This window comes from Bradyrhizobium sp. SZCCHNRI2009, from assembly GCF_032485115.1.
Lineage (GTDB): Bacteria > Pseudomonadota > Alphaproteobacteria > Rhizobiales > Xanthobacteraceae > Bradyrhizobium.
Window position 1 is genome coordinate 63376 of sequence record NZ_JAUEUH010000002.1, and the last position, 24888, is coordinate 88263.

Genomic DNA, 24888 nt, shown 5'->3' on the forward strand with positions numbered 1-24888 from the left:
ATGCCGACACAGACCCTCGTCGAACGACTCCGCGAGCATGCCGCCTCGCGTGCTGACCATCCGGCGCTGCGCTTCATTGAAGGCGACGATGTCGTCCACGAGCTGACATTCGCTGCGCTGGACCGGCGCATCCGCGCGCTTGCGGCGCATCTGCAGGAGCTCGCGCGTGCCGGCGAGCGCGCCGTGATTCTGCTGCCGAACGGTCCGGATTATGCCGTCGCATTCTACGCCTGCCTCTATGCCGGGGTCATTGCCGTGCCGGCCTATCCGCCGGAGACCGGCAAGGAGCGCTACGCCAGCCGCCTCGATGGCATCCTGCGCGATGCGGCGCCACGACTCATTCTCACCCAGGCGCGGCTTCGCGACGTCGTCGTCGCTTCGGTCGGCGAGACCGATGCTCATGTTGTTGCCGTCGACGAGGTGCCGGTCGATGCCGCCGCATCCTGGCGCGAGACGGACTTGCACGGCGATGCGATCGCCTTCCTCCAATATACGTCGGGTTCGACGTCGCAGCCGAAGGGAGTCTGCGTCACTCACCGGAACCTGGTCGCCAATGAGATCGCAATCGAAGCGGCGCTCGGCGGGACCAGGGACGACGTCTTCGTCAGCTGGCTGCCGCTCTATCACGACATGGGATTGATGGGCGGATTGCTGAATCCGCTGTTCACGGGCTTCACGGCGGTGCTGATGTCGCCGCGCAATTTCCTCGAGCAGCCGCGACGCTGGCTCGACGCCATCCACCGCCACGGCGGCACCTGCAGCGGCGGGCCGGACTTCGCGTTCGCGCTCTGTGCGGACCGGATCTCGGACGAAGCGATCGCGCGCCTGGACCTCAGCCGATGGCGGTTCGCGTTCTCCGGCTCGGAGTTCGTGCGCCGCGCGACGCTGGATCGATTTGCCGCGCGCTTCCGGCCGGCGGGCCTCGATCCTCGCGCGCTGACGCCGTGCTACGGCCTGGCCGAGGCGACCTTGCTGGTGACGGCGGGCGACCGCGCGAGCCGGGCGGTTTGTCACACGCTCGATCCCGCGGCGCTCGCGGGTGGCCGCGTTGCGGAGGCCGGCGAGGGCACGGACCTGATGGCGTGCGGCGCCGTGGCAGACGGCCATGCCGTGCGCATCATGAGGGTCGATGCGTCCGCCGACGCCGGGACGAATGAGGTCGGCGAAATCTGGGTCGCAGGTCCGAGCGTCGCGCAGGGCTATTGGAACAATCCCGAGGCGACGCAGCAGACATTCGTCCTTCGCGATGGCGCGCGCTGGCTGCGGACGGGCGATCTCGGCTTCGTCCGCGACGGCGATCTCGTCGTCACCGGCAGGCTCAAGGATCTGCTGATCGTCCGCGGCCAGAACATCTATCCGTTCGATCTGGAGCAGGCCGTCGAGACCGAGGTGGCCTCGGTGCGGAAGGGACGTGTCGCGGCCTTCCCGGTCGAGATCGATGGCGTCGAAGGCATCGGCGTCGCCGCCGAGTTCGGCAGGGCGGTACTGCGGCGAACGCCGGCCGACGTGCTGATCAAGGCGATCGGCGATTCGGTCATGCGGCAGACGCAGGAATATCCGGCGGTGGTCGTGCTGCTGAACCCGCAAGGCATGCCGCTGACCACCAGCGGCAAGCTGCAGCGGTCCGCCTGCCGCGCCAGGTGGGCGCAGGGCACGCTCGACAGCTTCATGGTGTTCGAGCGGCGACGCGAGGCGACGGACCCCTCGCCGTCACCGGAGCTTGCGACGGCGACCGAACGCCGTCTTGCGCTGATCTGGCGGGATGTGCTGCGGCGCGCGACCGTCGACCGCAACGACGACTTTTTCATGCTCGGCGGCAATTCGGTCGCGGCCGCTCAGATCGCGGCGATGGTGCGCGAGCAGTTCGGGGTCGAGCTCGCGCCGCGCGGCTTCTTCGATGCGCCGACGCTCGTCGCGCTCGCAGCGCTCATCGATGCGGCCGGCGCGGACGCGAAAGTGCTCCCGCCGCTGCAGCCCGCACCGGCGGGGCTGCGCGAGCTGCTGTCACCCGCGCAGGAGCGGCTGTGGTTTCTCTGGAGCATGGATCCGGCCGGCACGGCCTACACCATCGCTTGCACGGTTCATTTCGACGGCCCGCTCGATCAAGCACGGCTGGTGCAGGCGCTGACCGAAATCGTCGCCCGCCACGAGACGCTGCGCACCACCTTCTCTGCCCCGGATGGCCGCGTCGTGCAGGTCATCCATGCGTCGCCGGACATTCCCGTCGCGGTCGAGGATCTGCGGCGCAGCCCGGCGGCGGAGCGCGCGTCGCGCGTCGCGGCGCGAACACGCGAGGAGCTGGCGCGGCCGTTCGATCTCGTCAATGGCCCGCTGCTGCGCGCCGTGCTGATGCAGCTCGCGGACGACCGCCACGAACTGCTGCTGTCGGCGCATCACATCGTCGCCGACGGGCTCTCGCTCGACGTGCTGCTGGCCGAGATCGCCGCGCTTTATGACGGGCTCCGGCGCGGGGCAGGGGCGCTGCCGCCGCCGTCCGCGATCCAATATGCCGACTACGCCGCATGGCAGCGGGATTGGCTCTCCGGCCCCGAGGCCGCGCAGCAGCTCTCCTACTGGCGCGAGCGGCTCGGTGATGCGGATACGCCGCTTGCATTGCCGTTCGACCGGCCGCGGCCGCCCGTACAGAGCTATCGCGGCGACACCATCCACGTGGAGATCGCGCCAGATCTGGTGCTGAGGCTCCGCGCGCTCGCCAGGGAGCATCGCGTCAGCATGTTCATGCTGCTGCTCGCCGCCTATCAGCTGCTGCTGTTCCGCTACTCCGGCCGCTCCGACCTGCGCGTCGGTGTGCCCGTCGCCGGGCGCCGCCAGGCCGAGCTGGCGTCGCTGATCGGCTGCTTCGTCAATACGCTGGTGCTGCGCGCCGACGTGACCGACGGCATGAGCTTCGCCGAGCTGCTGGCGCGGGCGAAGGAGGAGGTCATTTCCGGGCTGGCGCATCAGGATCTGCCGTTCGACCGTCTCGTCGACGCGCTGAAGCCGACTCGCTCCGGCGGCCACAATCCGCTGTTCCAGGTCAAGTTCAACTACATGGCCGCGCCTGCCGGACTTGCGCTCGGCGACGGCCTGCACGCCCAGCCGCGCATCGTCGATCTCGCCGGCTCGCATTTCGATCTCGCGCTCGACATCGTCGACGGCCCGACGGGCATGAATGCGAGCCTGAATTTCGCAACCGATCTGTTCGACGTGACGACGGTCGAGCGGATCGGGAACCAGCTCGTCGATTTCCTGCGGCAGATCGCGGCCGCCACCGACCGGCCGCTGCGCGACTTCGCGATCGCGCGCGGCGTCGAGCAGACCGTCGTGGCGGAGGCGACGAGCTTCCCCGCGACCGACATCCTCGATCTGATCGGTGTTGCGCTCGCGCGCCGCGATGATCGGATCGCGCTGCGCCAGGGACGGGACACCGTCAGCGCAGCCGAGCTCGTGCGCTGGTCGGACCACATCGCGGGTGTGCTCGTCGCGGCCGGCATCACGCGCGAGGCGCCGGTGGCGCTGTGGATCGAGCGGTCGCCGGCCTTCGTCGCGGCGCTGCTCGGCGTCCTCAAGGCGGGCGGCTCCGCAGTGCCGCTCGATCCGGCATGGCCGGTGGCGCGCGTCGATCGCATCCTTCGTGGCGGCGGCATCGGCACGCTGGTCGCAACCGGCGAGCACTTGGCTGCGGCGAGGGCGCTGGAGTGTCATACGCTCGACGGTGAACTGCGCGGCGATGCGTCCTCCGGCGCGTTCGATGCCCCGCGGCCGCATCCGGCGCAGACCGCCTACATCATCTACACCTCGGGCTCGACCGGTGCGCCCAAGGGCGTCGCCGTGTCGCACGGCGCGCTCGCCAACTACGTTCAGGCGCTGTTGTCCCGGCTGCAGCCGCGCGCCGGCGCCGGCATGGCGATGGTCTCGACGGTCGCCGCCGATCTCGGCCATACCGTGCTGTTCGGCGCGCTTGCGAGCGGCGTGACCTTGAATCTGCTGCCGGCCGATGCCGCCTTCGATGCGGATGCGTTTGCGCAAGCGATGCGCGACGGCGAGGTCGGCGTCCTCAAGATCGTGCCGAGCCATCTGCGCGGCCTGTTGCGGGCGCGGCGCTCGGCCGACGTTCTGCCGCGCGACGTGCTGATCCTTGGCGGCGAGGCCTGCGATCCCGGCTTGATCGAAGAGGTCCGCCGGCTGCGGCCGCACTGCCGGATCGTCAATCACTACGGCCCGACCGAGACGACGGTCGGCGTGACGACCCATGAGTGGACGGACGCCGAAGCCAAAGGTGTGCTGCCGGTCGGATTGCCGCTTGCGAACCTGGGCGCCTACGTTCTCGACGATGCGTTGAATATCGTCCCGGCCGGGGTCGCCGGTGAACTCTATGTGGGCGGCGCCGGGCTGGCGCGCGGCTATCGCGGTGCGCCTGGACAGACGGCCGAGCGCTTCATTCCCGATCCGTTCGGACCTGCAGGCGAACGCCTCTACCGGACCGGCGATTTGGTGCGCTGTGATCGAGCGGGCCGGATCGTGTTCCTGGGCCGACGCGATGATCAGGTAAAGCTGCGCGGCTACCGCGTCGAACCGGCCGAGATCAGCCGCGTCGTCTCCTCGTTGAACGGCGTCGCCGATGCCGCCGTCGTGGCCCGCGCCGTCGACGCCGAGCAGGAACGCCAGGAGCTCGTGGCTTATTGCGTCGCCGCGGCCGGCGTCGTGTTGCAGCCGGAGGCGCTGCGGCAGCAACTCTCGGCGATGCTGCCGGACTACATGGTACCGTCGCGCATCGTCGTGCTCGAGCGGCTGCCGCTGACCGCCAATGGCAAGCTCGACCGCGCGGCGCTGCCGCAGCCGGACGATGACGCCGTGCTGTCGTATGTCGCCCCGGTCGGCGCGGTGGAGCAGGCCATCGCCGCCGTCTGGCAGGACGTGCTGGGCCGCGAGCGGATCGGCCGCAATGACAATTTCTTCGAGCTCGGCGGCGACTCCATCCTCAGCCTGCAGATCATCGCACGGCTGCGCAAGCGCGGCGTCATGCTGACGCCGAAGCAGATGTTCGCGCAGCAGACGATAGCGGCGCTGGCCGGCGTGGTTGCGACCACCTCCGCGCCGGCCATGACGCCGCCGGCAGCAGCACGCAACGCAATGAACGCCTGCGCTGCGGAGCTGCTGCCGATCCAATTGCGCTTCTTTGCCGAGGAAATCTCCAACCGCGATCACTTCAACCAGGCGGTGCTGCTGACCCCGCGGGACCGGATCGACTGGAGCGTGCTGCAGCAGGCGCTCGCTGCCGTCGTGAGGCATCACGATGCGCTTCGCATGACGTATCGGCGGATCGTGGGTGAATGGCAGGCGGTGCCGGCCGACCTGCCTGCTGCGCCCGAGCTGCTTTGGCTCCGCACGGCAGTCGAGCCGGCCGACGTCAGCGCGATCGCGTCGGGGGCGCAGGCGAGCCTGTCATTGGCATCGGGATCTCTGCTGCGCGCCGTCGGATTCGACATGCGCGACGGCAGCCAGCGGCTGCTGGTCGCCATCCATCATCTCGCCGTCGATGGCGTGTCATGGCGGATCCTGCTCGAGGACATCGCGTCGGCCTACGAACAGGCGGCGGGGCAGGCGGCCGCCGTCAGCCTGCCGCCCACGAGCTCCGCGCCGTCTTCCTGGGCGCAGCGACTGCGCGCGCATGCGGCCTCCGATCGGCTCGCAGGCGAACTGCCGTTCTGGCTCGCGTCCTCCCGCGGCAGCGAGTTGCCCTGTGACGACGATCATGGTGGCACCGACGCCGAGGCCGACGCCGAGGAGGTCGTGCTGAACCTCGAGGCGGAGCTGACCGAACGGCTGCTCGATGCCGCGCCTGCGGCCTATCGCACGCAGGTCAACGACCTGCTGCTGGCCGCGCTGGCACGCGCGCTCTGGAGCTGGAGCGGGATCGAAGGCGTCGTGATCGAACTGGAGGGCCACGGCCGCGAGGATGTCTTCGCGGACGTCGATCTCACGCGGACGGTGGGCTGGTTCACGAGCGCATTCCCGGTGCGTCTCGACGGCGGCAGCGAGACCGATCGCGCGCTCATCACCCGCGTCAAGGAGACGCTGCGCGCCATGCCCGATCGCGGGCTCGGCTATGGCGTCCTGCGTTATCTCAGCGCGAAAGAGCATCGCGACGCGTTGGCGGCGACGCCGAACCCGCGTATCGTCTTCAACTATCTCGGCCGCTTCGACGGCCAGCTCGGTGCGGCCGCGCCGTACCGGATCGCGGCGGAGAATCCGGGACCGATGCGGGCCGCCGACACGCCGTTGCGGGCCTGGCTCAGCATCAACGGCGAGGTGCGTGACGGGCGGCTGCGGCTCGGCTTCCGCTATGGAAGCCGGCGGTATCGGCGCGCGACCGTGGAACGGCTCGCCGAACTCTATCGCGCGGCGCTGCATGGTCTCGTCGATCATTGCCTCGGCGGCGCCGGCGGTCTCACGCCGTCCGACGTTCCGCTCGCGGGGCTCGATCAGGCGGCGCTCGACCGGCTCTGCGCGACCGTCGACTGTCGCTCCGTCGAGGACATCTACCCGCTGTCGCCGATGCAGCAGGGCTTGCTGTTCCATGCGCTGCGCGATGGCGCCGATGACGTCTATGTCAACCAGCTCTCGATCGAGCTCCGGGGCGTGACGCCGGCGCGGTTGCGTGCGGCATGGCAGACGGCGAGTGCGCGGAATGCGGTGCTGCGGACCGGGTTCGCCTGGCAACAATTGTCCGGAGCAGCCCAGCAGATCGTCTACCGGCAGCTCGACGTGCCCGTCGTCGACGAGGATTGGCGCAGCCGTATCACGGGCGGGGCTGCCGCGGCGGAGATCGATGCGGCGCTTGCGGAGGCGGCACGGCGCGAGCGCGAACTCGGCTTCGACATTACCCGGCCGCCGCTGCAGCGGCTGCGGCTGATCCGGCTCGGCGAAGACAGGCTGTGGCTGATCTGGACGCATCATCACATCGTGATCGATGGCTGGAGCTCGGCGCGGCTGCTCGCCGACGTGCTGCAGCAGATCGGCGGCGCCGCGCCGTCGGCGGCGCAAGGCGGCTACCGCGACTACATCGCCTGGCTGCAGACGCGCGACCAGGCGGCAGCCGCTGATTTCTGGCGCGAGACGCTGCGCGATTTCGAGCCCACGCCGCTCGCCGACGCCTTGCGTGCGAGCCGCGCGATCGACGCTGCGAGCGGCCATGGCCGGCTGACGCTGCGCGTGGACGGTGATCTCGCGGCTCGCCTGCGGCGGTTCGCGACGCAGCAGCGCATCACGATGAATACGCTGCTGCAGGGGACCTGGGCCCAATTGCTGCGGCAATATACCGGGCAAAGCGCGGTCTGCTTTGGCGTCACGGTCTCGGGCCGTCCGGCCGAGCTTGCCGGCGCCGAGAACATGGTCGGCCTCTTCATCAACACGCTGCCGCTGATCGATCGCGCGCATCCGCAGACCGCGACCGGCGACTGGCTGCGCGCCCTTCAGGCGCAGAGCGTCGCGGCGCGCGACTATGAGTGGCTGCCGCTGCACGAGATCCAGCGTCTGGCCGGCAGGGCCGGGCAGCCGCTGTTCGACAGCCTGATGGTATTCGAGAACTATCCGATCGATCAGTCGCTCACCGCGCGCGACGGTGCCGGGCCGCAGATCGGGCGGGTCGAACACGTGACGCCGACCAACTATCCGATCGCGGTCATCGTGTTCGATGGACCCGAGGGCCTGCGCCTCGACTTCAACTACGATCGCGCGCAACTGGACAACCATGCGGTTCGCCGGGTGAGCGCGTCGTTGCGAGACTGGCTGACGCGGATTTCGGCGGATGCCACCCGTCCGACCGGCAGCCTTCGCATGGTCGACGGAGAGGCGCTGGCGTGCGTCCTGCGCTGGAGCGGAGCTGCGATCGGCGAGACGTCACGCCGACCGTCGTCGATCGGCGCGGCGCCTGGCCTCGTGGCGCAGATCGAGGCGCGGGCGAAGGCCGTCCCGGACGCGGTTGCGATCGTCTGCGGCGACCGCCGAATCAGCTACGGCGAACTGAATGCGCGGGCAAACCGGCTGGCGCGGCGACTGCGCGCGCGCGCGATCGGCGCCGATGTCGTGGTTGGACTGGCGCTGGAGCGCGACGCCGAGATGATTGTGGCGCTGCTCGCCGTGCTGAAGGCCGGCGCCGCCTACCTGCCGCTCGATCCGGACTATCCGGCCGAGCGTCTTGCCCACATGCTCGGCGACAGCGGCGCAAGACTGCTGCTCACGCAAGCCGAGCTGCAAGATCGGTTCACGCCCGCGCTGGCCGACAGCGGAGCCGAAGCCTGGCTGCTCGATCGCATCGACGATGGAGGCGACGCCGGCAACCTCGACCTCGCCATTCATCCGGAGAGCCTCGCCTACGTCATCTATACCTCGGGCTCGACCGGCCTGCCCAAGGGCGTGATGGTGCGTCACGGCGCAGTGACGAATTTTCTGGCGACGATGGCCGAGCAGCCGGGGATCGCATCGGACGACCGCGTGCTGGCATTGACCTCGCTGTCGTTCGACATCGCGGTGCTGGAGCTGTGGCTGCCGCTGACCCGGGGGGCCCGTATCGTGCTGGCCGACCGCGCCTCCGCGCAGGATCCGACGGCGCTGAAGGCGATCGTGGCCAGGCACGGCGTGACCTTGATCCAGGCGACACCGTCGAGCTGGCGCATGCTGCTCGATCATGACGGGGCCGCCGCGCTGCCTCGTCGCTGTCGCGTGCTCAGCGGCGGCGAGGCGCTGGCTCCCGATCTGGCACGGCGGCTCGTCGCGCTGAGCGGCGAGGTCTGGAACATGTATGGGCCGACCGAGACCACGGTGTGGTCTGCGCGCCACCGGCTCGATTGCAATGATCCCATGCCGGTGCTCGGTGGTCCGATCGGCAATACCACGCTCTACGTGCTCGACGCCAATCTCAATCTGGCGCCGCCCGGGGTGGCCGGCGAACTGTTCATCGGCGGCGAGGGGTTGGCGCGCGGCTATTGGAAGCGGCCCGGGCTCAGCGCGGAGCGGTTCATTCCGGATCCGTTCGGCGGCCCCGGTGCGCGGCTGTACCGGACCGGCGACCTGGCGCGCTGGCGTGCCGATGGCGCGCTCGACTATGTCGGCCGCGCCGATCACCAGGTCAAGATACGGGGGCATCGCATCGAGCTCGGCGAGATCGAGGCGCGGCTGCGCGCGCTGCCCGGCGTCCGCGACAGCGTCGTGGTCGCGCAGGATGTCGGTGGCGGTAGCAACCTGATCGGCTATGTCGGCAGTGAGTGCGCGCTCGATGGCGGCGAGCTGCGCGCGGCGCTCGCGACGGCGCTGCCGGACTACATGGTGCCGTTGCGCGTCATCGTGCTGCCGCGGCTGCCGCTGACGCCGAACGGCAAGGTCGACCGCAAGGCGCTGCCGCTGGCCTCACAAGGCGACGCGGGGGCCCACTATCAAGCTCCGGTCGGCGAGATCGAGATCACGCTGGCCGGCATCTGGGCGGAGCTGCTCGGCCTCGACCGGGTCGGGCGGGGCGATCACTTCTTCAATCTCGGCGGCCACTCTCTGCTGGCGGTACGGCTGCTCAGCCGTGTCGCGCAGGAGTTCGGCACATCGATGCGATTGTCCGAGCTGTTCGTTCATCCGGAATTGGCGGAGTTCGCGCGCGTCCTCTCCATCAGACTGATCGAGCAGCAGTTCGCCGAAGGTGAACTCGAGGACCTGATGACAGCGGAGCTATCATGAGCGGACAATCAGGACAGCCTCTTCTGCACAACCTCGATCCGGAGGCGCTGCGCCGGTTGGCATCGCGCGCGCGACAGCGCGGCCGCAATGTCCCCAGACGCGATACAAACACGATCCCGATCGCCGATCGCGGGGGCTCGCTGCCGCTCTCCTTCGCGCAGCAGCAGCTCTGGCTGCTGGCCCAGCTCGAGAATGGAAGTACCAACTATCACATCGATGTGGCGCTGCGGCTGCGCGGCCGGCTCGACATCGGCGCATGGCGCCGCAGCCTCGACCGGCTGTTCTCCCGCCACGAGGCGCTGCGGACGGTCTTCGTCGCCGGGCAGGGCGAGCCGCGGGTCGCGCTGTTGCCGCCGGACACCAGCCTGCCGCTGGAGGTGCACGATCTTCGCGGGCGGCCGGACCGCGAAACGCGGCTGGCCGATCTGCTGAATGAGTGTACGCGCGCGCCGTTCGATCTTGCGCGGGGTCCATTGATCCGCAGCCATTTGATCGACCTGGGCGATGATGATCATGTCCTTCTGCTCAGCCAGCATCACATCATCTCCGACGGATGGTCGATGGGCGTCATCGTCCGCGAGCTCTCGGCGCTGTATGCCGCCTTCGTTGCAGGCGGCAATGATCCGTTGCCGCCGCTGGCGATTCAGTATCCGGACTATGCAGCATGGCAGCGCCATTCGCTGACGGCAGATCGGCTGCAGCGGCAGCTCGATCATTGGATCGCCGTGCTGCGCGACGCGCCGTCCTTGCTGGCACTGCCGACGGACCGGGCGCGATCTGCACCGCGATCCAACGCCGGCGCCGCGGTGCCTGTCGAGATCGACGACGGTCTTTCGGCCGATATCAGGCAATTGAGCATCGCGCTCGGCGCCACCCCGTTCGTCATCGTGCTGGCCGCCTGGGCCCTCGTGCTGTCGCGGTTGGCCGGCCAGCAGGATCTCGTCATCGGCACGCCGACCGCCAATCGGATGCGTTCGGAGCTCGAAGGCCTGGCCGGCTTCTTCGTCAACATGCTGGCGCTGCGGCTCGACCTCTCGGGCGGTCCTGCTGTGGCCGAGTTGATCGAGCGGGTGAAGACGGCCGTCCTTGCGGCGCAGGATCATCAGGACCTGCCGTTCGAGCATCTTGTCGAGGCGCTCCAACCCCCGCGGCATCCGGAATACACGCCCGTGTTCCAGGTGGTGTTCGCATGGCAGAGCAATGATATCGGTTCATTGGCGCTGCCCGGCCTGGCGGTCGAGCGCCTTGCGACCGAGCAGCACAAGATCAAGTTCGATCTCGAGCTCGATCTCAGTGAGAGCGGTGGACGCATCTCCGGCAAGATCAACTACGCGACGGCGCTGTTCGACGCCGAGACCGTGCAGCGCTATCGCACCTATCTGCTGGCGGTGCTGCGCGCCATGGTCGCCGACACCAGCCAGCCGGTCGATCGCATCGAGCTGCTGCCAGCCGAGGAACGTGCGCTGCTGCTGGATGACTGGAATCGCACGCGCTCGTTCACGCCGCCTGACTGCTGCATTCAGGATCTCGTTGCCGAGCAGGCGCGCCGCCGGCCGTCGGCGGTGGCGCTGGTCCATGACGAGGTCAACCTGACCTATCGCGAGCTCGAGCTGCGCGCCAATCGCCTCGCGCATCATCTCGTCGCGCTGGGCGCTGGTCCGGACCGGCTGATCGCGATCTGCCAGCAGCGCGGCATCGATGCGATCGTCAGCGTGCTCGCGGTCCTCAAAGCGGGAGCGGCCTATCTGCCGCTGGATCCCACCTATCCGCCGCAGCGGCTGCGCGAGACCGCGGCCGATGCCCGGCCGACGCTGCTGCTCTGTGACGGCGCGAGCGCCAGTACGCTCGGCAGCGTGGCATGTCCGGTCGTGGATGTGGAGAGCGATGCGCCGGCCTGGAGCGGGCTGCCGGAGGGCGCACCGGATGTTGTTGCCCGTGGCCTGACGCCGCGCAACCTCGCCTATGTCATCTACACGTCGGGCTCGACCGGACAGCCGAAGGGCGTGATGATCGAGCACCACGGCCTGGTCAATCTCGCGCAGGCCCAGATCGGGCTGTTCGACACCGGTCCGCACAGCCGGATCGCGCAATTCGCCTCCTTCAGCTTCGATGCGAGCGTGTGGGACATCGTCATGGCGCTTTGCGCCGGCGCCGAACTGCATCTGCTCGGAAGCCGCGAGCACCGCGATGCGGCGGAGCTGGTGAACTATCTCGCCGAACATCGCATCACCCATGCCACGTTGCCGCCGGCGATGCTGCAGGGCCGCTCGGACCTCGCGCGGCTCTCCGGGCTCGACGTGCTCGTTCTCGCTGGCGAGTTGCCAAAGCCGGAGCTGTTCGAGGCCCTGCCGTCGGACATCGCAGTCTTCAACGCCTACGGCCCGACGGAAACAACCGTCTGCGCCACCGCATGGCGCCGTCCGCCCGGCTTCGCCGGCGGGGTCGTCCCAATCGGTCGCCCGATCGCCAACGCGCGGATCTATCTGCTCGACGCCCAGGGCATGCCGGTGCCGCGCGGTGCCGTCGGCGAGATCTGGATCGGCGGGGCAGGGGTTGCCCGCGGCTATCTCAACCGTCCCGATTTGTCGGCGCAGCGTTTTGCCGTGGATCCGTTCGGGCTGTCGTCCGACGCGCGGATGTATCGAACCGGTGACCTTGGCCGCCATCTCGCCGACGGCAACATCGAATTCCTGGGCCGCAACGACCATCAGGTGAAGATCCGCGGCTTCCGTATCGAGCTCGGCGAGATCGAGCATCGGCTGAATGCGCAGGCCGGAGTGCGGGACTCGGCGGTGCTGGCGCGGCGCGATGCGCAGGGCGATCTCAGGCTGATCGCCTATGTGGTGCCGGCGGACGATGCAGGTGATCCCAGCGCATGGGCGGCGCGCCTGCGCACGCAATTGCAGACGTGCCTGCCGGACTACATGGTTCCCTCGGCGATCGTTCGCCTCGATGCGTTTCCGCTGACACCCAACGGCAAGGTCGACCGGCAGGCACTGCCGGCGCCGGACGACGAGGCGTTCGGCCGTGGCGCCTATGATCCGCCCCACGGCGAGATCGAGCAGGTCCTCGCTGCTATCTGGCGCGAGCTGCTGGGCATCGAGCGCGTCGGTCGCAACGATCATTTCTTCGAGCTCGGCGGCCATTCGCTGCTCGTCGTCCGCATGCTGGACCGGCTGAAGCGCCATGCGCTGACGATCGATGCGCGGATGGTGTTCGCCAAGCCGGTGTTGCGCGATCTCGCGGCCAGCCTGCGGCAAAGCGAGGAGACCGCAATTCCAGACAACCCGATCACGGCGCAGAGCCCGGTCATCACGCCGGACATGCTGCCGCTGGTCGCGCTGAGCCAGGGCGAGATCGACCGCCTGGTGGGCCGTGTGCCGGGCGGCGTCGCCAACGTCCAGGACATCTACGCGCTGTCGCCGTTGCAGGAGGGAATCCTGTTTCATCATCTGCTCGCGACCGATGGCGACCCCTACGTGCTGGTCGCGCAGATGGCATTTGCGGGCCGTGATCTGCTGGATCGCTATCTTGCGGCCGTTCAGGACGTGATCGACCGGCATGACGTCCTGCGGACGTCGTTCCTCTGGGATGGGCTGTCGGTGCCGGCGCAGGTGGTCTGGCGCCAGGCACCGCTAAGCGTCACCGAAGTTGAGCTCGAAGGCAACGAGCCGGCCCAGGTCGAGCTGGCGCGCCGCTTCGATCCGAGGTCCTGCCGGCTCGACCTGACCCAGGCGCCATTGCTGCGTCTCGTTGTCGCCCGCGACCCACGAAATGATCGCCTGCTGCTGCTGGTCCTGCTGCATCACATGGTCGGCGACCATACCACTCTGCAGGCGCTGCACGAGGAAGTGCAACTGATCCTGGCGGGCCGCCGCAGCGCTCTTCCTCCACCGAGTCCGTTCCGCAACCTCGTGGCCGAGACCCGCAAGGCCGGCGGGCAGGATGCGCAGCAGCGCTTCTTCCGGAGCATGCTCGCCGACATCGATGCGCCGACGGCACCATTCGGATTGATGGAGGTGCGCAGCAACGGCGACGGCGCGCGCGAGGCAAGGCTGCCCGTGCCGGCTACGCTCGACGCGCGGCTGCGCGCGCAGGCGCGGCGCCTTGGCGCGAGCCTCGCCAGCCTCTGTCATGTCGCCTGGGGCCAGGTGCTGGCGCGCAGCAGCGGACGTGATCAGGTCGTGTTCGGCACCGTGCTGCTCGGCCGCATGCAGGCCGGCCACGATACCGGCCGCAGCCTGGGCCTGTTCATCAACACGCTGCCGTTGCGGCTCGATCTCGACGGCACGTCGGTTGAGGACAGCGTTCGCGCAGCGCATGGGCGGCTGGCGGAGCTGATGGCGCATGAGCATGCCTCGCTGGCAATGGCCCAGCGCTGCAGCGGCGTCGCGCCGCCGACGCCGCTGTTCTCCGCGATCCTGAACTATCGGCACGGCCGGAGGCAGGATGCGCGGACAGATGCAGAGTCCCTGCAAGGCGTCGAATGGCTCGGTGGCGAGGAGCGTACCAATTATCCGCTGATGCTGGCGGTAGACGACGACGGCCATGGGCTTCACCTGACGGTCCAGGCCGTGGCGCCGGTCGCGCCCGAGCGGGTCGGCGCGATGATGCAGCACTCGCTCGAGCAGCTGGCGCTGGCGCTGGAAGCGGCGCCGCATACGCCGGTGCGCAGGATCGACGTCGTTCCGGACGAAGATCGCGCGCGGCTGCTGCAGGCCTGGAGCGCGACGGCGACCAACGATGCAAATGCGCTCTGCGTGCACCGGCAGTTCGAGGCCCATGCGGCGCGAGCTCCCGATGCGGTCGCACTGGTGCATGGGCAGGAGATGATCAGCTACGGCGCGCTCAATGCGCGGGCGAACCGGCTGGCGCGGCGGCTCCGGGATCGCGGCGTCGGGCCGGATGTGGTGGTCGGGCTGGCGCTGGAGCGCGGCGTCACGATGATGGTGGCGCTGCTCGCGGTGCTCAAGGCGGGCGCGGCCTATCTGCCGCTCGATCCGGACTATCCGTCCGAGCGTCTCGCGCACATGCTGAACGACAGCGGCGCCAAACTGCTGCTGACACAGGCCACGCTGCATGACCGGTTCGCGCCGGTGCTGGCCCGGAGCGATGCCGAGGCCTGGCTGCTCGACGTGGCGGCCGGCGATGGCCTCGGCCAGACCGATGATCTTTCCGTCGATGGGCATGCGGAGAGCCTCGCCTACGTCATCTACACTTCCGGCTCGACCGGGCTCCCCAAGGGCGTGATGGTGCGCCACGCCGCGGTGACGAACTTCCTGGCGACGATGGCCGAACAGCCGGGCATCGCGGCCGACGACCGCGTGCTGGCGCTGACCTCGTTGTCCTTCGACATCGCCGTGCTGGAGCTGTGGCTGCCGCTGGCCCATGGCGCCCGGATCGTGCTCGCCGATCGCGCCGCGGCCCATGATCCGGCGGCGCTCAAGGCGCTGGTCGCACGGCACGGCGTGACCATGATCCAGGCGACGCCGTCGAGCTGGCGCATGCTGCTCGAGCACGATGCGGCCAATACCAGCGAAGCCGCTCCATGGCTGCCGAAAGGCTGCCGCCTGCTGAGCGGCGGGGAGGCGCTGGCCTCGGATCTGGCGCGGCGGCTCAGCGCGCTGAGCAGCGAGGTCTGGAACCTGTATGGGCCGACCGAGACCACGGTATGGTCGGCGCGTCACCGCCTCGATGCGACGAATCCGGTGCCGTTGCTCGGCAGCCCGATCGGCAGCACCCGGTTGTACGTGCTCGACGGCGATCTCAACCTTGCGCCGGTGGGCGTCACCGGCGAGCTCTTCATCGGCGGTGACGGACTCGCGCGCGGCTATTGGAAACGCGCTGCGCTGAGTGCCGAGCGCTTCATTCCGGATCCGTTCGGCAGCGACGGCGCGCGGCTGTACCGGACCGGCGACCTCGCGCGCTGGCGAGCCGACGGTGTGCTCGACTATGTCGGCCGCGCCGATCATCAGGTGAAGATCCGCGGACATCGGATCGAGCTCGGCGAGATCGAGGTGCGGCTGCGGGAGCTGCCCGGCGTGCGCGACAGCGTCGTCGTCGCGCAGGAGCTCGGCGGCGGCCGTCAGTTGGTCGGTTATGTCAGCGGCGAGGCCTCGCTCGATGGCAGTGACCTCCGCGCCGCGCTCGCAACGGCGCTGCCGGACTACATGGTGCCGTCGCGCGTGATCGTGCTGCCGGAACTGCCGCTGACCCCGAACGGCAAGATCGACCGCAAGGCGCTGCCGCGGCCGGACGCGAAGCCGCCGGGGGCGCACAGAGTCGGCCCGCGCAATCCGACCGAGGCGGCGCTCGCGACGATCTGGGCCGAGCTGCTGCACAGGCCGGAGGTCGGCGTCACCGACAACTTCTTCGAGCTCGGCGGCGACTCGCTGGTGGCCGTCCAGCTCGTCGGCCGCATCAAGCGCGATCTTGCGCGGGAGCTGCCGCTGAAGCGGTTGTTCGAGCTGACCACGGTCGAGGCCATGGCGTCCGCGCTCGCCGCGGACCCGCCGACGAGCAGGCGCAGCGACGACATCGCCGCCATGTTCGATCTGCTTGAGGAAGTCGAGTTCGCCAATGAATGATCAGTCGGGACTTCAGACCCAGCAGCTCAGCGAGATCGCGCGCCGGTTGGCGCGTCTCGATGCGCCGAAGCAGCGGGCCTTCCTCACGCAGTTGGCGGCCAAGGGCATCGATCTGTCGATTTTGCCGATCGCGCGCCAGCATCTGCAGCGCGCGCCGTTGTCGTTCGCGCAGGCCCGCCTCTGGTTCCTGTGGCGGATGGATCCGGGCGGCTCCGCCTACAACATGCCGGTCGCGATCCGCCTGCGGGGTCGTCTCGACGCCGCTGCGCTTCAGAAGGCGCTCGACGGACTCGTCATGCGCCATGCCGCGCTCCGCACCACGTTCCGGCAGGACGGCGGCGAGCCGGAGCAGATCGTAGGCAAGTCGGCGCCGGTCGCGCTTCGCCGTATCGAGATTGCGGGCGACGATCGCGAGCAGCAGGCGCGCCGGCTGCTGCGTGAGGAAGCGGCGCTGCCGTTCGATCTCGAATCCGGACCGCTGCTGCGCGCGGCGCTGCTCGGGCTCGGCGAGCACGAGCATATCCTCTCGGTCACGCTGCACCACATCGTCGCCGATGGCTGGTCGATGCAGGTCCTTACCGAGGAGTTCTGGCAGCTCTATCGCGCTGCCGTCCGCGGCGAAACCGCCTCATTGCCGGCGCTCGAGATCGACTACGCCGATTTCGCCGCCTGGCAGCGACTGTGGCTCGGTGCCGTGGAGGAGGAGCGGCAGCTCCGGTACTGGACCGACCGGCTGCACGGCACGGCCATGCTGCAACTGCCGCTCGATCGCCCCCGATCGGCCCAGACCGACCAATCCGGCGATGCCATACGCCTGTCGCTCGGCGCCGAGCTTTCCGATCGTCTGCGCGGGCTCGCCCGACAGCATCACACGACGCTGTTCGTCGTGCTGCTCGCGGCGCTCAAGCTGGTGCTCTATCGCTACAGTGGGCAGGGCGACATCTGCGTCGGCGTTCCGCTCGCCAATCGCGACCGGTCGGAAACGCGCCGGCTGATCGGGCTGCTGGTCAACACCCAGGTGCTGCGCACGCGCATCGACAGCCGGAGCACGATCGCCGACGTCATTCACGCCCTGCGCGAAGCCTCGCTCGAGGCCAGGGATCACCAGGATCTTCCGTTCGAGCGGCTGCTGGACGTGCTGCAGCCGCAGCGCAGCCAGAGCCAGACGCCCCTGTTCCAGGTGCTCTACAACCATCAGCATCGGCGCGAGGCGGCACATGCGCCGGCTGCGTCCGAACTGCAGATCGAGACGATCGCGGCCGAGATCGAGACGGTGAAATTCGACCTCGCGCTCGACAGCGAGGAAGCGCCGTCGGGAGACGTCTCGGCGCTGTTCTCCTTTGCCACCGCGCTGTTCGACCGATCGACCATCGCACGGCTCGCCGGGCATTGGCTGACGATCCTGCGGGAAACGGTCGCGGATCCCATGCAGCGGATCGCGGCGCTGGAGCTGTTGTCGGACCGGCAGCGCGACGACGTCAGGCAGTGGAATGCCTGCGCGCCCGCACTCGCGGGGTTCCAGCCGGTGCACCGGATGCTCGCGCGGCACGCAAAGGAGAGGCCGGGCGTGACAGCCCTGGTGTTCGGGGCCGAGACGATCAGCTATCAGGCGCTCGATCGCCGCGCCAATGCCATCGCGCAGCATCTGTTGGCGCTCGACGTGCGACCCGGCGAGCTCGTCGGGCTCTCGATGCAGCGCTCGCCCGATCTCGTCGCAAGTCTTGTTGCCGTCCTGAAGGCCGGCGCGGCCTATCTGCCGCTCGATCCCGATCATCCGCCGGCGCGGCTCGCCGCCACCGTTCGGGATGCCGGCGCGCGCGTCGTGCTGGTCGATGCGGCGGGACGATCGCAATGGCCGCCGATGCCGGGCATCGCGGTCGTCGATCTCGGCGCGATGGCGGCTGAGACGACGGAGAGCGACCCGGCGGTCGATGTCCATCCCTCGAGCCTCGCCTACGTGATCTATACGTCCGGCTCCACCGGCGTGCCGAAGGGCGTCGCGGTCGCGCATGGACCGTTCGCGATGCATTGCGACGCCACCGCCGGTCTCTACGAGATGGACCGGCAGTCGCGCGAGCTGCACTTCCTCTCCTTCACCTTCGACGGCGCGCATGAGCGGTTGTGGACCGCGCTGAGCTGCGGCGCGACCTTGGTGATGCGTGACGCCGATCTCTGGTCGGCGGAGAAGACGCTCGACGTGATGGGCGCGGAGCGCGTGACCAATGCCGGCTTTCCGCCGGCCTATCTGCAGCAACTCGCCGACTTCGCGGCGTGGCGCGGCGATCCGCCGCCCGTGTCGTTGTATTCGTTCGGCGGCGAGGCCATGCCCAAATCGGGCTTCGACAAGATCAGGCAGGCGCTGCGGCCGCGCAAGCTGATCAACGGCTATGGTCCGACGGAGACAGTGGTCACGCCGCTGGTCTGGAAGGTCGACGTCGATGCCGAGATCGACTGCGCCTATGCGCCGATCGGCCGCCCGGTCGGCCGGCGCTCGGCCTATGTTCTCGACGGCGATCTCAACATCGTTCCGGTCGGCGTCACCGGCGAGCTTCATATCGGCGGCGAGGGGCTCGCGGCCGGCTATCGGAATCGGCCGGCGTTGACGGCGGAGCGCTTCATCCCCGATCCGTTCGGCGCACCGGGCACGCGGCTGTATCGCACCGGCGATCTGGCGCGCTGGCGCGCCGATGGCGTCATCGACTATGTCGGCCGGTCCGACCACCAGCTCAAGATCCGCGGCTTCCGCATCGAGCCGGGCGAGGTCGAGGCACGGCTGACGCGGCAGGCGGGTGTTCAGTCGGCGGTGGTGGTGGCACGCGAGATCGGCGGACGCCAGCAGCTCATTGGCTATGCCTGCGGCGAGGATGGCCTCGAGGAGACCGGGCTGCGCGCGGCGTTGTCCGAGGAACTGCCGGACTACATGGTTCCGGCCCGCATCGTACTGATGTCGCGGATGCCGCTCACGGCGCATGGCAAGGTCGATCGCGACGCCTTGCCGGCGCCCGAGCAGTTGTCTGCTGAGGCCGACTACGTCGCACCGCAATCCCCGGCTGAACTGGAGCTGGCGGCGATCTGGGCTGAATTGCTCGGCCATTCGCGGGTCGGGCTGACCGACAACTTCTTCGAGCTCGGCGGCGATTCCATCATTTCATTGCAGGTGGTCGGACGTGCGCGCCAGCGCGGGCTTGCCATCGAGCCGCGCGACCTGTTCCGGCATCAGACGCTGCAAGGGCTGGCGCGGGTCGCGCGCCGCGATCGGGCGGCGGTCGTCTCCGCCGAGCCGCTCGCGCGCGATGGCGATCCGGTGCCGCTGTTGCCGATCCAGCGCCGCTTCTTTGCCGAGGACGCCGGCGAACGGCATCACTGGAATCAGGCGTTGATGCTGGTGCCGTCGGCACGGCTCGACTGGCGGGTGTTGGCGCCGGCGGTCGAGGCCGTGGTGGCGCATCACGAGTCCCTGCGACTGCAATTCCTCCAGAGCGACGGCGCGTGGCACGCGAGATATGGCGCGATGCCGGCGAGCGCCGATCTGCTCTGGACCCGCGCTGTTCAGGATGCGGCGGAGATCACCTCGGTTGCCGCCGCCGCGCAGGCAAGCCTGTCCCTGCAGGGGCCGTTGCTGCGCTTCGTCGGCATGGACGTCGCGGACGGCAGCCAGAGGCTTCTCATCGTCGTGCATCACCTCGTCGTCGACGGCGTATCCTGGCGTGTGCTGCTCGAAGACATCATGTCGGCGCATCGACAGGCGGCGCAGGGCGCGGTTGCGATTGCGTTGCCCCCCAAGAGCCAGTCCATGGCGTCGTGGAGCAGGAGGCTTGAAGACTACGCGGTGAGCGAGGAGCTGGCCGATCAGCTCGACTATTGGAGACAGCGCAGTGCCGCCGGCGGCCTGCCATGCGACGACGATCACGATGAGACCGACCGCGTCGCCGATGGCGAAGACGTCGCCGTGTCGTTCGATGCCGACATGACCGGGCAGCTGCTCAAGCAGGCACCCGCTGCCTACAGGACCCAGGTCAATGATCTGCTGTTGGCGGCGCTGGCCCGCGCCGTCAACCGCTGGTGCGGACTCGATGAATGCCTGGTCGAGCTCGAAGGCCATGGCCGTGAGGATCTGTTCGAAGGCATCGACCTGTCGCGCACGGTCGGCTGGTTCACGACCGCATTTCCGCTTCGCCTCTCCGGTGGCGCGGGCGACGATGCCACGCTCATCAAGTCGATCAAGGAGGAATTACGGGCCATCCCGGCGCGTGGGCTCGGCTATGGCGTGCTGCGCTACTGCGGCAGCCCTGAGCAGCGCGCCGCCCTGGCGGGCGGCGCCGAGCCGCGGATCGTGTTCAACTATCTCGGCCAGTTCGGCGCCGGCCCTGACCCTGCCTTCGCGCTCGCGCCGGAAGGCGCGGGTCCGTCACGCAGCGCCGGCGCACCGCTTGGCCGCTGGCTCAGCATCAACGGCCAGGTGCTCGACGGCCAGCTGAGGCTGACATTCAGCTTCGGCCGCCGACGCTATCGCCGCGCGACGATCGAGCGGCTGGCCGCGTGCTATTCCGCGGCGCTGCGCGAACTCGTCGCGCATTGCACGAGCGGCGTACATGGCCTCACGCCGTCGGACGTTCCGCTGTCGGGCCTCAGCCAGCCGGAGCTCGACCTGCTCGGAGCCTCGCGCGATTGGCGCGATATTGAGGACATTTATCCGCTGTCGCCGATGCAGCAGGGCATGCTGTTCCACGCGCTGCGCGACGGCGACAGCGGCAACTATGTCAGTCAGATCGCAGTCGACGTCAGCGGCGCCGATGCGGCGCGTTTACGCGCGGCGTGGCAGGCGGTGACGGCTAGACACGCGGTGCTGCGGACCGCGTTCGTGTGGAAAGAATTGTCGGGCGCACCGCAGCAGATCGTCCATCGGCAGGCTCCTGTCCCCTTCGTCGAAGAGGATTGGCGCGACCGTGTGGACTCGATGGATCAGGCCGCGCGTGACGCGGCGCTGGCCGAGGTGGCGGCAGCCGAATGGCGCGCCGGTTTCGACCTGTCACGGCTGCCGCTGCAGCGGGTCCGTCTCATCGATCTCGACGGCGGCGTTTTCCGCCTGATCTGGACCCATCATCACATCCTGCTCGACGGCTGGAGCGCAGCAAGGCTCATCGGCGAGATCATGCAGCATGTCGGCGGCGCCTCGCTGGGCGCACCGCGCGGCCGCTATCGCGATTACATTGCCTGGCTGCAGCGGCAGGATCGAGAGGCGTCGAGCATGTTCTGGTCGCGCTCGCTCTCGACGCTCGGCGAGCCGAGCCTGCTGGCCGATGCGCTGGGCGGGCCGGCCGCACCTGCCGACGGCCATGCCTCGATCGATCTCGTGATCGATGCGGTGAAGACCGAGCGGCTGCAGGTCGTGGCACGGCGCGAGCGGGTGACGTTGAACACGCTTCTGCAGGGGGCGTGGGGCCAGCTGCTGCGACGTTTGACCGGCCAGGATGTCGTCTGCTTCGGCGCCACGATCTCCGGCCGGCCGCCCGAGATCGCAGGCGTGGAAGAGGCGGTCGGCCTGTTCATCAACACCGTGCCCGCGCTCGAGGACGCGAGACCTCAAACGCCGGTCGGCGAGTGGCTGCGCAGCTTGCAGGATCGCAACGTCGACCTGCGCGAGCAGGGCTGGATGCCGCTGCACGAGATCCAGCGCCTTGCCGGCCGCGCCGGCCGGCCGCTGTTCGACACCATCTTCGTGTTCGAGAACTATCCGGTCGACGCGGCGCTGCGCGATCAGGCCGGCGGGGGGCCGCGCGCCAGCCGCGCCGAGCAGATCTCGATCACCAACTATGCGCTGACGGTCGCGGTGTTCGTGACCGACGCCGGCATCCGGCTCGGCTTCCGTTACGATCGCAGCCGGTTCGACCAGGTGCAGATCGAGCGGATACAGGCGGCGTTCGCCTGCCTGCTCGGGCGCATCGCCGACGACAGCAGCCGCCCCGTCGCGGAGCTGCATGGCTTGGATGCCGCCGCTTTGCAACGGGTGCTCGGCTGGAGCTCGGGACCCGCCGCGCCGACGGTGAAAGACGGCTTCGTCGACGTCGTGACGCAGATCGAACAGCAGGTCGCACGGTCGCCTGCGGCCATGGCCGTGATCTCCGATCAGGAGGGGATCAGCTACGCCGAACTGAATGCGCAGGCGAACCGACTGGCGCGACAGATCAGGCAGGCCGGCGTCGCTCTGGATGCCCCGGTCGGCTTGGCATTCGAGCGCAGCGCCGACCTGGTCGTGGCCGTGTTGGCCGTTCTGAAGGCCGGGGCCGGCTACCTGCCGCTGGATCCGGATTATCCCCACCAGCGGCTCGCCGCGATGCTGGGCGACAGCGGCGCGCGGCTGGTGCTGACGCAGCCGCAGTTGCGTGAACGGCTGATGGAGATCACGGCAGGGGCGGGCGCCGAGTTGATCGCCGTCGGCGACAGACGCGCCTCGCAGGACACGGGCACCGGCAGCTTGGATCTCCAGAGTCCGACCCACGCCGAGAGCCTCGCCTATGTGATCTACACGTCCGGCTCGACCGGCGTGCCGAAGGGCGTGGCCTGCACGCGTGGCGCGCTGGCAGCGCGGCTCGCCTGGATGCAGCGGGAGTACGGGCTCGATCCCGGCGAAACGCTGTTGCAGAAGACGCCGTTCAGCTTCGACGTCGCGGTGTGGGAAATCCTGTGGCCGTTGACGGTCGGTGCGCGGCTTGCGATCGCGGCGCCGGGGGCCCATCGCGAGCCGAAGCGGCTGGTCGATGCGGTCACTGCGCATGGTGTGACCACGCTGCATTTCGTGCCGCAGATGCTCGCGCAATTCGTGGCTGAGCCGGAGGCTCAGCGATGCGTGACGTTGAAGCGCCTGTTCTCCGGTGGCGAGGCCCTGCCGGTCCCGCTGAAGGACCAAGTCTACGCGGTATTCCCAGCAATCCGGTTCGACAACCGCTATGGGCCCACCGAAGCGCTGATCAATGCCAGCTTCTGGAACTGCCGCGCGGCGAGCGGGGCGCGCGTGCCGATCGGCTTTCCGATTCCAGGCACGATCCTGCGCATTCTCGACACCGACCTCAATCCGGTCGCCGAGGGCACGACGGGCGAGCTCCATATCGGCGGAGACGGGCTGGCGCGCGGCTATCTCGGGCGCGCGGCGCTGACGGCCGAGCGCTTCATTCCCGATCCTTTCGGACCTCCCGGCGCGCGGCTCTATCGAAGCGGCGATCTGGCGCGCTGGAGCAGCGACGGCGCCATCGACTATGTCGGCCGGGCCGATCACCAGGTAAAGGTTCGCGGCTTCCGCATCGAGCTCGGCGAGATCGAGGCGCGGCTGCTGCAGCAGCCATCGGTCACTGCGGCCGTCGTCATCGCGAGGGAGTTCGGGGCTGGCCGGCAACTGGTCGGCTATGTCCGCGGTGACGGCACGCTCGATGGCGAGGTGCTGCGCGACGCGTTGTCCGCGACGTTGCCGGACTACATGGTGCCGGCGCGGATCGTGGTCCTCGACCGCCTGCCGCTGATGGTGAATGGCAAGGTCGATCGCAACGCGCTGCCGGCGCCGGAGGCGCCCGCTGCAACGATGCGGATTGCGCCGCGGACGACGGCCGAGGCTGCGTTGGCAACCATCTGGGCCGAGCTGCTGCATCAGCCCGATGTCGGCATGACCGACAATTTCTTCGAGCTCGGCGGCGATTCCATCATCTCGCTGCAGATGGTCAGTCGTGCGCGGCGGGCCGGCCTTCTGATCGAGCCACGAGACGTCTTCAAGCATCAGACGCTGGAAGCCCTGGCGCGCGACGCGCGGCAGGTCGTCCGGCTGGAGACGACGGCGGAGCAGGGTCTCGTCTCCGGGCCACTCCCGTTGCTGCCGATTCAGCTCCGTTTCTTCGAGCAGGAGCTGGAGGCGCCCGATCACTGGAACCAGGCCTTGCTGCTGCAGCCGCAGCAGCGGCTCGACTGGGATGTGCTGCGGCGCGCGGCAGTGGCCGTCGTCACTCATCACGATGCGCTGAGACTGCGCTTCGAACGCATCGACGGCATCTGGCGCGCCGAGCACGGGCCGGCGCCGGCGGTCTCCGACCTGTTGCGGTCGTGCGAGCTGGCCGATGGCGAGGCGGTCACCGCGCTCGCCGCTGAGGTCCAGGCGAGCCTTTCGCTCGCGGAGGGACGTCTGGTGCGGCTGGTCGGCATCGATCTGCCGGAGGGCGGGCAGCGCTTCCTGATCGTGATTCATCACCTCGTGACCGACGGCGTGTCGTGGCGTGTGCTGCTGGAGGATCTCGCGGCTGCCTATGAGCAGCTCATGCGTAGGCAAGAGGCGACGCTGCCGCCCAAGACGCACGCCTATGCCCAATGGGGCGCAGCGCTGCGCGCGTACGCGGCCTCGGATGTGCCGGCTGCAGAGTGGGATCATTGGTCCGGTCTCCGGCAGACGGAGGAGGTGCCGTGCGATTTCGATCATGCGGATCGGGATACGATTGCAGACGCCGACGACGTGCCGCTTGCGATCGACGCCGAGCTGACCGCGCGTCTGCTGGGCACGGCGCACGGGGCGTACAGAACCCAGGTCAATGATCTGCTG

The 24888-nt window shown here is 69.0% G+C and carries 3 protein-coding genes (1 of these 3 only partly in view); all 3 read left to right on the forward strand.

Translation table 11 applies throughout. The features are described 5' to 3' along the window. Tightly spaced (each overlapping or abutting the next), the 3 genes in view from QX041_RS07970 to QX041_RS07980 form a layout consistent with a single transcriptional unit that may run on beyond the window. On the forward strand, positions 1 to 9726 hold the full coding sequence (locus QX041_RS07970; RefSeq protein WP_316164877.1) for a non-ribosomal peptide synthetase: 9726 nt from the start codon (positions 1 to 3) through the stop codon (positions 9724 to 9726). Next, positions 9723 to 16313 carry a non-ribosomal peptide synthetase gene (locus QX041_RS07975; RefSeq protein ID WP_316164878.1) on the forward strand — a complete coding sequence of 2197 codons (6591 nt, stop codon included), beginning with the start codon at positions 9723 to 9725 and terminating at the stop codon, positions 16311 to 16313. The genes QX041_RS07970 and QX041_RS07975 overlap by 4 nt, the downstream gene beginning before the upstream one ends. Beyond that, positions 16306 to 24888, forward strand: the 5' portion of a protein-coding gene (locus tag QX041_RS07980) for a non-ribosomal peptide synthase/polyketide synthase (RefSeq protein ID WP_316164879.1). The gene runs 7824 nt beyond the window's last position; the window shows 8583 of its 16407 coding nt (coding positions 1–8583); its start codon is at positions 16306 to 16308; its stop codon lies off the right edge, out of view. The genes QX041_RS07975 and QX041_RS07980 overlap by 8 nt, the downstream gene beginning before the upstream one ends.